This window comes from Streptomyces sp. NPDC087440, assembly GCF_044744005.1.
Taxonomy (GTDB): domain Bacteria; phylum Actinomycetota; class Actinomycetes; order Streptomycetales; family Streptomycetaceae; genus Streptomyces.
Map to the genome: position 1 here is coordinate 357567 of NZ_JBIUXN010000005.1, position 12563 is coordinate 370129.

The following is a 12563-nucleotide window of genomic DNA, read 5'->3' on the forward strand; positions in this document are numbered from 1 at the left end:
CCCCGGACGGCACCCATGCACCTCACGGACGACGACACGCTCCTGTTCATCGGCGACTCCATCACCGACGCGGGCCGCGACCGGACGGACCCCGCCTCGCTCGGCAACGGATACGTCCACGCGATCGCGCAGACCCTGCACGCCCGCGCCCGCACCGGACCCGTCCCCTGCCCCCGGATCATCAACCAGGGCCTCAACGGCAACCGCGTCCACGACCTCGCATCCCGCTGGACCACCGACGTCACCGCCCACCGACCCACCGTGCTGACGGTCAAGATCGGCATCAACGACACCTGGCGACGCTACGACCGGGGCCTCCCCAGCCCGATCCCCGCCTTCGAAGCCTGCCTCTCCCGCCTCCTGGCCACCGCCCCCGCCGCCCACCTGGTCGTCATCACCCCGTTCCTGCTGCCCGCCACCCCGGAGCAGGAGACCTGGTTCGACGACCTGCTGCCCCGCACCGACGCCGTCCTGCGGGCCGCCCGGGCCCAGGGGGCCCACGTGGTGCGCGCGGACCACGTCCTGCACCACGCGTCACAGCAGCGCAGCGCCTCGGAACTCGCCCCCGACGGCGTCCACCCGAGCCCTCTGGGCCACCGGCTGATCGCCGACGCCTGGCTCGCCGCGATCGACGCCCGGCCCGCGTCATGACGCGGGCCGCACCCGGACAGCGTCAGGACGCGGGCCGCACCCGCAGCCCCTCGCCTCACGCCTCGGCGAGCAGCGGGTCGAACGGGGTGGTGCGCTGCCGCCCGGACATGAACGCCAGGAACTCCTTCACGAAGGCGCTCCGGGTGTACGTCGTCCCGTCGCCCCCCGAGGTGTCGCGGCGGAACGCCGTGCGGAACAGCGCACGGTACTCGGCGGCGTCGATGTGCTGGTTGCCGTCCTTGTCGGTCACGTCGAAGAGGACCTCGGCGACCCTGATGAGCGCGGGCCCGGCCAACGACGGCGCACCTGCCGCGTACTCCCGGGCGCTGATGCTGCCGTCGCCGTCGGTGTCCAGGGCCGCCTGGAGCTCCCGCCACCAGTCCGCGAACGCCTGGTAGAGCCTGGTCTCCTCGGGTTCGTCCAGGTCGAGGCGGCTCGCCAGCTCGCGGGCCATGGCGGCGAGGTCCGGCCAGTCCAGCGAGCCGTTGCCGGTCTGGTCCAGCACCTGCCGGAAGAAGTCCTCGGTCTCCTGCCGGTACGGGCGCGCCCCGGCGTCCGGGGCGGGTTCCGGCGGCTCGGGCAGCGGGGACAGCAGCCGGACCAGCGCACCGGCCCGCTTCATCCTGGCGTGCAGGGCCGCGAGCGTACGGGCGCGCGGGTCGTCGCTGTCGGGCGTCAGGGAGAGCAGGTCGATGACGTTCTCCGGCGCGATCCAGCGCGCGGGCAGGAAACGGGTCAGCCCGACGGCCAGATAGGCGCCCTGCATCAGCGTGTGCGCGCCGGGCAGTTCGGGCAGCCCCGCCCGGCGGCGGAACGGCTCGGGCAGCGAGGCCACGGCGATGACCCCGAGGACCGGGGCGACCAGGGCCCGGCCGGTCGCCCACAGCGTCGGCAGCCCGCTCAGCAGCGGGGGAGCGGGGAGGTGGTCGAAGAGCCGGTACAGGATGACGCGCATCGCCTCCGTGTTCTCCAGCTCCTCGGCCACCACCCTGTCGAAGTACGGCCAGAACTCGACCAGGGTGGCGGGCAGGTGGCCGGGCTCGTCGCCCAACGCGCCCAGCGTGCCCCGGAATTCGGCGTACAGCTCCTCCATGAACTCCTGCTCCAGGGGCTGCCCGCTCAGCCGGAACATCGTGACGGAGCTCTCGAAGAGGGTCGCCACCACCCAGGCCCGCGCGCCGGGGTCCATGGCGTCGTACGGCCGGTTCCTGGCATCGCTCCCCTGCATGCGGGCGTGCAGCCGGTTCAGCCGCGCCGCCTCCCGCTCACGCGCCTGCGCGTCGGCACCGACCATGCGCTGCATGCTCAGGTAGGTGTTGCGCAGGCGTCGCCACGGGTGCGCGACGAACGTGGAGTTCTCCACCAGCGCCGCCCCGATCGCCGGGTGCGCGGCCTCCAGCACGGTCGCCCGGACCATGGCCAGCACCCACAGGGGATCGTCGAAGAACGACGCGAACCGCGCGTCCGGGCCGGCCACGGGGCCCTTCCGCGGCTCGGAGCCGACGGAGGCAGACTCTTCCTGGTACGGGTTCACGGTCGGGATGCTCCGATCTCGCCCGGCAGCACGCCGCCGAAGCGGCGGTCGCGCAGCCGGTAGGCGTGCAGGCAGTCAACGAAGTGGGAGGCCCGGAAGTCGGGCCACAGGACGGGCGGGAAGACCCACTCGGCGTAGGCGACCTGCCAGAGCATGAAGTTGGAGATGCGCTGCTCCCCGGAGGTGCGGATCACCAGGTCCACGTCCGGCGTGTCCGGGTAGGGGAGGTGGTCCGCGAAGATCCGCTCGGTGACGGCGTCGGCCGGGACCTCGCTGCGCAGCAGCGAGCGCGCGGCCTCGACGATGTCCGCGCGGCCGCCGTGGTCGAAGGCCACGGTCAGCGTCATGCCCCGGTTCTCCCCGGTGAGCGTCATCAAGTCCTCGAAATCCCGGGCCAGTTCGGGAGGAATGCGGGGATCGCTCACGCCGAGGAAGCGGCAGCGGATGCCGCGTGCGTGGAGGAAGAAAGCGTGCTTGCGCACCACGCGCCGCACCAGCCGCATCAGGAAGTCGACCTCGCTGCTCGGCCGCCCCCAATTCTCGGTGGAGAACGCGTACAGGCTCAGCCACCCCACGCCGGCCGATCGCGCCGCCTCGATGACGTCGATCACCGACGCCTCGGCGGCCCGGTGCCCGAAGGTGCGCGGCTGCGCCCGCGACTGCGCCCAGCGGCCGTTGCCGTCCATGACACAGGCGACGTGCCGAGGCGTCCGACGCGGGGCCCCGGCCGCGTGGTGCTCTGCGTACGGAACGGCTTGGGGTGACGGCGTGTCCTCGTCGACTGCGTGCTGCACTTCCCTGCCTTCCCGGCGGTGTGATGCGGTGTCATGCGGTGCGGTGTGATGCGGTGCGGTGGGCTGATCCGATCAACGCGCACAGCATGGCACCGGAAGATCGCGGGGAGTGCGGACGGCCGACGGGTTCACTCTTGGCACGCCCGTCCGAGAGCACCGCTTCCTGTCCCGCCCCGCATTACACGCACTGCGCGCCGGTCGGCCGGAAATCGGCGGTCCGTGCCCCGTCGGCCCCGGCCCGAATACGCCACTCCGGTGTTCCTGGGCCCCGCCCGCCCGCCGCGACCGCCCGGAGGCGTGTCCCGATGTCATCGTCGTCCGCACGGCAAGGCAGGACGACACGAGGTGATCCGGTGGGCGAAGGGGAAGCGACACCCAAGGGCGACCGGGAGAAGGACGACGCCGAAGTCCTGGAACGGCTGAGGCACACGGCCTACCACGGCGAGGTGAAGACCGGCCGGACCGTGCTGACGGCCGAACAGGCCCACCAGGTACTCGACTTCGGGCTCCGGCTCGGCAAGGAGCTCACCCTCAGCGGCTTCGACACCCAGGCCGTCGAGTCCTCGGTGATCGCCGCGACGACCTCCCTCGGTCTCACCCACCTGGAAGTCGACATCGCCGCGCAGACCATCCACCTCCAGTACACCCCCCGGCGCGGCGCGCCCGTGTCGATGATGCGGGTGACGCGCGGCGCCGACACCCGCAACCTCCAGCGCATGGCCGCGCTGTACCGGCTCGTCGAGCGCATCGTCGACGGCGGCCTCGACGTACGGCGCGCGGCCGAGGCGCTGCGGCGGGTCCAGGCCGCCGAGCCGAGGTGGCCGTGGTGGGTGCGCGTCGCGGGCGGCGGCGTGCTGGCCGCCTCGGTCACCCTCCAGGTGGGCGGTTCCCTGTGGGCCGCGCTCGCGGCCTTCGCCGTGATGGCGGCGACGGACGGCACGGGGCGGCTGCTGACCCGCATCGCCCTCCCGTACTTCTTCGTGATGGCCGCCCAGGCGGCGCTGATCGTCGTGATCGGGGTCGTCCTGCTGGACACCGGCCACCTCTTCCCGTACGGCACCGCGGTGGTGGCGGCCAACCTGGTCGTCCTGCTGCCCATCGTGCCCCTGGTCGCCCTGCCCCAGGACGCCATCACCGGCTTCTCGCTGATGGCGGCGACACGGGCGGTGAACGTGACGCTGGCCTTCGCCGGGCTCATCACCGGTGTCGCCGTCGCCGTCTCCTTGATCGAGGAGGCGGGCAGCACCCTGTGGACGGTGGACATCGACCACTCGACGCTGCCCTTCGCGCTGGGGCTGCTCGTGTCCACCGTCGGCGCCGTCGGCAACTGCGTCTCCATGGGCGGCACCCGCCGCCTCCTGCCCGCAGCGCTGGCCGCCGGTCTGCTGGCGGGCGGGGTGAACATGCTCATGTCGCGGCTCTTCGACCTGGCCGCCCTGTCCGTGCTGTGTGCGGCGGCGGTGCTCGGGCTGCTCGCGGTGGTGTGCGGGCCGCGCCTGCGGATGCCGCCGGAGGCCTTCATCGTGCCGGGGGTGACGGGCGCGCTGCTGCCGAGCCTCCAGGTCTACCAGAGCCTGAGCCAGCTGACGGCCGGCCGCCAGGGCGCCATGAACGCCGTCCTCACGGCCCTGGTCGCGACGGCCGCGATCGGTGTGGGCCTCGTACTCGGCAAGGTACTGGGCAACAACCTCGTCCAGTGCGCCACACGCCTCGTGCCCCGGCAGCGCAAGAGCGCCCGGACCTGACGTCCTGGCCGGACGCCCTGGTCAGACACCGGACAGCCCTGATCAAACAGGTGACGCATGAGGCGCATGAGGTGCCGGGAGCCGGGCACATGATCGTCGCACCGCAGTGATCCCACGCCGAACCGGCGGGGCGCCGGTGCGGCCTCGCGGCCGGCACAAGGCCGTACGCAGCGAAGACTTGAAGATCGGAAACCTCATGATTGTCCTTGGCGTCATCCTCCTCCTCATCGGCATGCTGGCCCACGTCTCGCTCCTGACGACCATCGGCGGCATCCTCGTCGTGGTCGGCGCCGTGCTGTGGATCCTCGGCGCGACGGGCCGCGCGATCGGCGGCCGAAAGCACTACTTCTAAATCCGGCCGCGCGCCCTGACCCGCAGGGCACACCGCACCGAGGCCACGGGGTGGGGGGCTTCCCCCACCCCGCCCGGGCCTGCTGGCCGCAGTGCGGACAGGCCACTTGAGCGGATGGTTCCGCTCCTCTTGATCGCCGACGCTGGGCACACCACACCAGCTCGTCCGATCGGAGACCCCGTGTTCCGCCTCAACTTCTCCCGCCGCCCGATGGCGCGCACCGCCGCACTGGTTCTGGCCGGAGCCGCCTGCGCCGCTCTCACCACCGGCAGCGCCGAAGCCATCGTCAACGGGCGGGACTCCACACAGCGTTATCCGGCCATGGTGTCCATCCCCGTGTCGGGCGCGGACGACCCCGCCTTCCGGGGCGTCTGCGGCGGAACGCTGATCGACGCGCAGTGGGTCCTCACGGCCGCCCACTGCGTGGACCCGACCCTCGTCACCCTGGACGGCACCGTCCGGATCGGCAGTGCGTGGACGAAGTCCGGCGGCACCGTCCGGGCCGTGACGAAAACGGTGACCCACCCCGGCTACCGCCTGGGCACCCCCAACCGCCATGACCTGGCGCTGATACGTCTGAACCGCCCGGCCGCCGAGAAGCCCCTGCGCATCGCGGACCGGCCCGGGCCGCCCGGCACCCCGACCCGGCTCCTGGGCTTCGGCACCGTCGACGACGCACCCGACCCGGCGCAGTGGGTCTTCCCCGACCGGCTCCAGGAACTCGACGCGCGCCGGGGCGCGGTGTCCGCGTGCGCACCGGGCTACGCGGACCACACCCGCCTGTGCACGATCAGCCAGGTTCCCCGGGCCATGGCGTGCAACGGCGACTCGGGCGGCCCCCAACTCCAGCGCGACCGCAAGGGCCGCTGGGAACTCATCGGCGTCACCTCCGGCCCCGGCGCCCCGGGCGTGCGCTGCAGCGACGGACCGGGCCTGTACACGAGCGCACCCGCCCACGCGCGCTGGATACACGACGCGATGACCCGCAACGGCTGACCGGAAGCGCCATCCCTCCACAACTGCCGCCCCTCCTGCGGCAGTTGCTGGGACATCGGTCGACGCGGCACCGGGCACGGTCTCCCCGGCCGGAGCGGAAACTCCCCGGCCTGAGCGGAAAGCGGACTGCGCCCTTCCCGCTCCTTGCTCCGCCTGATACCTTGCATTGCATGGAACAGGGCGATCCGATGAAGCAGGCCCGCGCAGCAGCCCAGCTGCGCAAGGGCGTTCTGGAGTACTGCGTGCTCGCCCTGATGCGGGACCGCCCCCGATACGGCGTGGAACTCCTGCACGCCCTGGAGGAGTCCGGCGCCCTGGCCACAAGCCAGGGCACGGTCTATCCCCTGCTTTCCCGGCTCCGCCGCGACGACCTGGTCACCACCACCTGGCAGGAGTCCACCGAGGGCCCGCCCCGCCGCTACTACGCGCTCACCGACGGCGGACGGGCGGCGCTGGAGGAATTCACCCGCGTCTGGCCCGCCTTCCGCGATGCCGTCGACACCTTCCTCACCACCCCCCACGACCAGCCCAGCCCCCCGCATCCCCCCACCGGAGACCCCGCATGAAGACTTCCGCCGACCCCGTGCACGACTACCTCCACGCCGTTGAGCGCGAGGCCTCCGGGCTCTCCGCCGAGCGCCGCCAGGAACTCGTCGCCGACCTCGCCGAGCACATCGAGGTGGCACGCACGGAGCGCCCCGACGTCCCGATCAGCGCGATACTCGCGGAGCTCGGCGACCCCCGTCCGATCGCCGAGACCGCACTGGCCGAGGCGGGCCAGGCAACCCCGGCCCGCGCCGCCGCTCCCACCCGGCGGGGCAAGGTCCACCCGCTGATCCCGCTGGTGATGCTCACCCTCGTGCTGCCGTTCGCATGGGTCATCCCGGTCGGCCCCGGGACGCTGGTCAGCGTCGTGCTCCGGCTCGGCGGCGCGGTGCTGCTCTGCACGTCGGTCCACTGGACTCCCGTACAGAAGATCGTTGGCGTCCTGCTCACCGCGGTCCTGCCGAGCATCGCCGTCCGCGCCGTGAACGTGTTCGTCACGCCGGTCGGCGGCGCGGCCGTCCTGGTCGACGTCGCCGTACTCGCCGTCATCGCGGGCACGGCAGCATGGCTGTGGCGCGTCCGCCGCACCGTCTGACCGTCTGACCGCCTGACCGTCTGAAGGGAAGCCGCTCGGCAGCGGGTGCGCCGACGCGACACCTGGCGCAGGACTTCTAGGTGCGGGTGGCTTCGATGACGCACATGGGTCCCGCTGTCTCCCTGATGCCGTCGACGCGGAAACCGTTGCCGCCGAGGAGCGTGTTCCAGTCGCCGCGGGTGCGTTCGCGGCCGGTGAGCATGCCGAGCATGGTGAGGTCCAGGAGCGCTCCCACACCGGGGGCGGCGCCCGCGCCGAGGACGGTTTCCACCAGGAAGAGCCGTGCGCCGGGGGCCGCCGCCTCGTGGATGCGGGCGAGGATGCGCGCACACTGCTCGTCGTTCCAGTCGTGCAGGATGAAACAGGCCAGATACGCGTCGGCCCCGGCCGGCACGCCCGCGAAGAAGTCGCCGCCCTCGGTGTCCACCCGGTCGGCGACCTCGGCCCGTTCCAGGAGCGCGGGGGCCGCCGCCACCACGTGGGGCAGGTCGAACACGGTGCCGCGCAGCTCGGGATGACGCTCCGCGACAGCCGCCAGCGCGGTGCCGTCCGCGCCCCCCACGTCGACGACCCGGCGCACCCCGGTGAGATCCAGCGAGTGCAGCGCGTCCCTGCGCACGGCGCGCATCATCGAGGACATCGCCGCGCTGAACCCCGCCACCCGCTCGGGCTCCTGGGCCAGCCAGTCGAAGAACGGCATCCCCCACTCGTGCTCCGCCGCCGGCACCTCGTCGTGCAGGGTGGACCACAGGTGGGCGAAGGGACGGTAGTGGGTCTCCATCCACATCAGTGCCAGGTCCCGCAGGGAGTCGTCGGTATTGCTGAGCAGGGTGTGCCCGAGCGGTCCGAGGGCGACGGAGTCCTGGTCCTCGTCCCGTACGAAGAGGTGCTCCGTCGCCAGGGTGCGCAGCACCCGGCGCAAGGGCTCGGGGCGAAGCCCGGTGGCGCGAGCGACCTCGTCGACACGCAGCGGGCCGTCCGCGAGCAGGTCCACCACACGGGCGCGTGCCACGACGTACAGGGCCTGCGAGAGTTGGAAACCGCCGAGCAGACGCAACATGGCGACTGCCGGGTCGGTGGGGGGAGTCGGGGGAGCGGGGGCGGAGCTGTCGGGTGCGGCCATGGGCGGATTCCTACCAAACCCGACAGAGCGCGCCCTGCCGCCGCGCCGTGAATTCGATCGAGCGTGCGATGCGCTTCGGCTGATCGCGCGAGGGCGGCGCCGCGGAGACCGGGGCTCGCGCGTATCTACGGCGCTGAGCCGCACATATGTCGGCGCCACGAGCCTCCTCGTCCGCCTCACGAGCCCTCTGCCCCGCCATCGCGGACCTGTCCGCGTCAGGCGCCGGGGACGTTCCCCCAGACGTCCAGCGGCACCGCGTCCAGCCCCCGCCCGCCCGGGCCGATGCGGCGGCCCATCAGCTTGACCTGGCTCAGGGCGATGGCGCGGTCGAGCAGGGTCAGCTGGGGCAACCGCTCCGCGAGCTGTGCCTCCAGGCGCTGTACGTCGCCCACCGACCGCAGCCACACCGTGATCACCAGGTTGTGGGGGCCGGTGACCGAGGCGCACAGCCGGACCTCGGGCAGGGACACGATGCTGCGCGCGGTGGCCTCCAGACGGTCCGCCGGCACCCGCGCCCACAGTGTCGCCGAGACCGGCCACTCGGTCAGGTCGCGGGCCACCTCGCAGCGGAAGGCGAGTTCGCGGTCGTCGATGAGACGGCCCAGACGGCTGCGGACCACCCCTCGGCCGAGCCCGGTACGCGCGGCGAGTTCGACCGGACCCAGACGGCCGTCGTCGGAGAGCGCCGCCATCAGGGTGCGCTCGACGCCGTCCGGCAGCCGAGGACTCGCCCCGTCCCGGGTGCGACCGCGGACCGCGGAGGCCGTCTCGGCCAGTTCGAGCTGCTGCTGCTCGGACAGGGCGCGCAGCCGCCACCGGCTGCCCTCGCCGAAGATCCGGGTCGTCATCTGGGCGCGCGTGGACACGACCCCGGGGAGGACGCCGATGCGGTTCTGGAGCAACCGGCCCAGTTCACCCAGGTCCGGGGTGAACACGGTGAGGAGCAGGTCCCGCCCCCCGGCCATGTGCTCCACCGTCGCCACCCGCGGCAGGGCGCACAGGGCTTCGGTCACGGGCTCCAGCTGCCCGGCGTAACAGTCGACCTCGATCAGGGCGACCCCCATCCTGCGCTGGAGGGGCGGCCCCGGATACGCCGTGACCCACGCCCGTCCGTCCGTACGCAGTTGCTCCCAGCGCCGCGCCACCGTCACCGCGTCCACGCCGAGCACGGGGGAGAGCCGACTCCACGGGGCGCGGGGCGCGATCTGGAGGGCGTGCACCAGCTGCGCGTCGAGCGGGTCCAGGGGAGCGAGCGCGTCGAACGGCGTCATGGGGTCCATCGCTCTGCGCCCTGCCTCGTCCTGCCTCGTCGTGCCGTCCCGCTCCGCGCCATTTCCTGCACGAACCGAGCAACTCAGAACCCGAACCTGCGTCCGGGGCGGCAATTCTTCCCAGCTCCTGCCGCATCGGGCAGCGTCACCCCCGACCCCGCTGCCGCGCAACACCCTAACGCTCCGCCCGCTCCGGCCCGCCGCGGCCGAGCGGTGAGTGGAAAGGAGGGCCACCCATGACGACCGTGACCCGGGCGGACACCACCGCCGCAGCCTCCCCCGCCCAGGCCGACGCACGCGGCGGACGCCGCGAACTGCTCGCCGCCACCGTCGGAGGCGTCGTCGAGTCCTTCGACTGGACGATCTACGCGGTGCTCGCCCCGTACTTCGCCGCCCAGATGTTCCCCGGCGACAGCCCGGTCGCGCAGTTGCTGGGCGCTTACCTCGGCTTCGCCGTGGGCTTCGTCGTACGGCCCTTCGGCAGTTACGTCCTGGGCCGGATCAGCGACCGGCGCGGCCGCCGCTTCGGGCTGATGCTGTCGATGACCCTGATCTCGGGTGCCTCGTTCCTGCTCGCCGCACTGCCCACCGCCGCCTCGATCGGCGTCCTCGCGCCCGTGCTCCTGGTGGCGATCCGGCTGATCCAGGGGCTGTCGATGGGCGGCGAGAACCCGAGCGTGGCCGCGTACGTCACCGAGACCGCGCCCAAGCGGCTCCGCTTCCTCTACAGCGGCATCTCGTACGGCGGCATCGTCTTCGGCAACATCCTGTGCTTCGGCGTGCTGACCCTGATGCTCACCCTCCTCGGCCGGGACGGCGTGGAGAACGGCGGCTGGCGCATCGGCTTCGTCCTCGCCGGACTGCTCGGCCTGCTGTCGCTGTGGGTACGGCGGATGGCGGGGGAGTCGGAGGAGTTCGAGCAGTCCCGGACCCGGCAGAGCGACCCGGCGGCCGAACGGCGCAAGCGCACGCTGCTGTTCCGGCAGGCCAGGCCCAACATGCTCGCCGTGTTCCTGATGTCGCTCGGCACCACCGTCAGCTACTACCTGGGTACGACCTACCTGCCCCAGTACGCCGAGCGGCTCGGCCTGGTGCACGGCGCCCAGGGCACCGCCGCCATGATCCTCCCCCTCGTGGCGCTGATCGTGGCGATGGTCGCCTCCGGCAAGCTGGCCGACCGGTTCGGCGCGGCCCGGTGTTTCCGAGGCGGCATGCTGCTGCTGACCCTGCTCACGGTGCCGGTGTTCGGGGCGATGGCCACCGGAGCCCTCCCCGTGTGGCTGGCGACGCTGCTCCAACTGATGTGCCTGGCCGCTCCGTTGGCCCTCGCCAACGTGTTCTTCGCCCGCCTCTTCCCGGTCCGCATCCGCGTGGTCGCGATGGGCCTGCCGTTCACGCTCGCGGTCGGACTGTTCGGCGGCACCTTCCCGCTGGTCGCGGAGGCGCTTGCGGCGGCGGGCCGGATCGGACTGGTGCCGTGGGTCGCGGCGGGCGCGGCGGCGGTGTCGTTCGGCGCGACGTTCCTGATCCGCGAACCGGACGACAACGCGATGCCCGTCCGCGAACCGGACGAGAACCCGGCGCCCGTCCGCGAACCGGACAGGAACGCGGCCCCTGTTGACGCGTCGGACACGTCCCCCGACCCTCGCTGAGACTCCCCCCAACCCCAGGAGATCCCCATGCACCTGCTCGACGACGCCCACACCCTCCAGGACGACCTGGTCCGGCTGCGCCGCACCCTGCACGCCGCCCCCGAGACCGGGCTGCGCCTGCCCCGTACCCAGGAGACCGTCCTCTCCGCTATCGACGGCCTGGGCCTGGAGGTGACCACCGGCACCGCCGTGGACTCGGTGACCGCCGTCCTGCGCGGCGCCCGCCCGGGACCGACCGTGCTGCTGCGCGGCGACATGGACGCCCTGCCGGTCGCCGAGCGCACCGGGCTCGACTTCGCCTCCGACAACGGCGCCATGCACGCCTGCGGCCACGACCTGCACACCACGATGCTGGTGGGCGCCGCCCGGCTGCTCGCCCAGCACCGCGACCACCTCGCCGGCGACGTGGTGCTGATGTTCCAGCCCGGCGAGGAGGGCTTCGACGGGGCCCGGCACATGGTCGCCGAGGGCGTTCTCGACGCGTCGGGAACGCGCGCGAGCGCGGCGTACGCTCTCCACGTCATGTCGACGGGCTTCCCCACCGGGCTCTTCGCGGCCCGGCCCGGACCCGCGCTCGCCGCCTCCAATGTGCTGCGGGTGACCGTACGGGGCGCGGGCGGGCACGGCTCCATGCCGCACCGGGCCAAGGACCCCGTACAGGCGGCCTGCGAAATGGTCACCGCGCTCCAGGGCTGGATCACCCGCACCTTCGACGTGTTCGACCCGGTGGTGCTGTCGGTGGGCGTGTTCCGGGCGGGCACCCAGCAGAACGTCATCCCGGACTCCGCCACCTTCGAGGCGACCGTCCGCTCCTTCTCCCCGCAGACCCAGGCGCTGCTCAAGGACGGCACGGTGCAGGTGTGCCGGGGCATCGCCGCCGCGTACGGGGTGGAGGTGGACGCCGAGTTCGACGAGCTGTACCCGGTGACGGTCAACGACCACGCCGAGGCCGCCTTCGCCGCCCGCACCGTGGCCGAACTCCACGGCGAGGAACGGTACTTGACCATGCCGAACCCGCTGCACGGCTCGGAGGACTTCTCCCGGGTCCTGGACGAGGTGCCGGGCACGATGCTGGTCCTGGGCGCGACCCCGCCCGGCGCCGACCCGGCGACCGCGCCCAACAACCACTCGCCGCTCGCCGTCTTCGACGACGCGGTCCTCGCCGACGGCGCCGCCCTGTACGCGAGCCTCGCGGTGAACCGGCTGACGCGGGCGGACCCCGAACACTGACCGGCAGGACCGGCGTTCCGGCGCGGGCGAGGTCCTGGCGCGACCCGTACGGGGAGCGCCGGCCGGTGCCAGGG

General features: G+C 72.8%; 12 protein-coding genes. 8 read left to right on the forward strand and 4 right to left on the reverse strand.

Translation table 11 applies throughout. The features are described 5' to 3' along the window. Positions 1 to 15 precede the first annotated feature (15 nt). Complete coding sequence (locus ACIO3O_RS14455) at positions 16 to 651, forward strand: SGNH/GDSL hydrolase family protein (protein WP_401745197.1); 636 nt, start codon at positions 16 to 18, stop codon at positions 649 to 651. 55 nt (positions 652 to 706) lie between these two features. On the opposite strand, the gene ACIO3O_RS14460 is transcribed toward ACIO3O_RS14455, so the two are convergent. After that, a complete protein-coding gene (locus tag ACIO3O_RS14460) occupies positions 707 to 2128 on the reverse strand; it encodes an oxygenase MpaB family protein (RefSeq protein ID WP_401745274.1) in 1422 nt (473 codons plus the stop codon). Between the two features lie 53 nt (positions 2129 to 2181). Then, positions 2182 to 2979: a polyprenyl diphosphate synthase gene (uppS, locus tag ACIO3O_RS14465; RefSeq protein WP_401745198.1), complete on the reverse strand. Its 798-nt coding sequence runs from the start codon at positions 2977 to 2979 to the stop codon at positions 2182 to 2184. Positions 2980 to 3332: 353 nt separating this feature from the next. Here uppS and ACIO3O_RS14470 point away from each other — a divergent pair, with 353 nt between their 5' ends. The 5 genes from ACIO3O_RS14470 to ACIO3O_RS14490 all read left to right on the forward strand — a co-directional run bounded on the left by ACIO3O_RS14470 (position 3333) and on the right by ACIO3O_RS14490 (position 7213). Next, on the forward strand, positions 3333 to 4724 hold the full coding sequence (locus ACIO3O_RS14470; RefSeq protein ID WP_401745199.1) for a threonine/serine exporter ThrE family protein: 1392 nt from the start codon (positions 3333 to 3335) through the stop codon (positions 4722 to 4724). A gap of 196 nt (positions 4725 to 4920) precedes the next feature. Next, entirely contained in the window at positions 4921 to 5076 is a 156-nt protein-coding gene (locus ACIO3O_RS14475) for a hypothetical protein (protein WP_401745200.1), read from the forward strand. Positions 5077 to 5190: 114 nt separating this feature from the next. After that, positions 5191 to 6072 carry a S1 family peptidase gene (locus tag ACIO3O_RS14480; protein ID WP_401745201.1) on the forward strand — a complete coding sequence of 294 codons (882 nt, stop codon included), beginning with the start codon at positions 5191 to 5193 and terminating at the stop codon, positions 6070 to 6072. A 170-nt stretch (positions 6073 to 6242) separates the two neighbouring features. After that, positions 6243 to 6638, forward strand: a complete 396-nt coding sequence (locus ACIO3O_RS14485) for a PadR family transcriptional regulator (protein ID WP_401745202.1) — start codon at positions 6243 to 6245, stop codon at positions 6636 to 6638. Further along, positions 6635 to 7213 carry an HAAS signaling domain-containing protein gene (locus ACIO3O_RS14490; RefSeq protein WP_401745203.1) on the forward strand — a complete coding sequence of 193 codons (579 nt, stop codon included), beginning with the start codon at positions 6635 to 6637 and terminating at the stop codon, positions 7211 to 7213. The genes ACIO3O_RS14485 and ACIO3O_RS14490 overlap by 4 nt, the downstream gene beginning before the upstream one ends. Positions 7214 to 7289: 76 nt before the next feature. Here ACIO3O_RS14490 and ACIO3O_RS14495 read toward each other — a convergent pair whose 3' ends face one another. Both ACIO3O_RS14495 and ACIO3O_RS14500 read right to left on the reverse strand, forming a co-directional pair. Next, positions 7290 to 8336: a methyltransferase gene (locus tag ACIO3O_RS14495; protein ID WP_401745204.1), complete on the reverse strand. Its 1047-nt coding sequence runs from the start codon at positions 8334 to 8336 to the stop codon at positions 7290 to 7292. 215 nt (positions 8337 to 8551) lie between these two features. Continuing rightward, entirely contained in the window at positions 8552 to 9607 is a 1056-nt protein-coding gene (locus tag ACIO3O_RS14500) for an Lrp/AsnC family transcriptional regulator (protein ID WP_401745205.1), read from the reverse strand. A 236-nt stretch (positions 9608 to 9843) separates the two neighbouring features. Between ACIO3O_RS14500 and ACIO3O_RS14505 the strand changes: the two genes are divergently transcribed. Together ACIO3O_RS14505 and ACIO3O_RS14510 are read left to right on the forward strand one after the other, a co-directional pair. Then, positions 9844 to 11259: an MFS transporter gene (locus ACIO3O_RS14505; protein ID WP_401745206.1), complete on the forward strand. Its 1416-nt coding sequence runs from the start codon at positions 9844 to 9846 to the stop codon at positions 11257 to 11259. Positions 11260 to 11286: 27 nt separating this feature from the next. Further along, the gene (locus ACIO3O_RS14510; protein WP_401745207.1) at positions 11287 to 12489 is read left to right on the forward strand and encodes a M20 family metallopeptidase; all 1203 of its coding nucleotides are present in this window, start codon (positions 11287 to 11289) and stop codon (positions 12487 to 12489) included. Positions 12490 to 12563 lie beyond the last annotated feature (74 nt).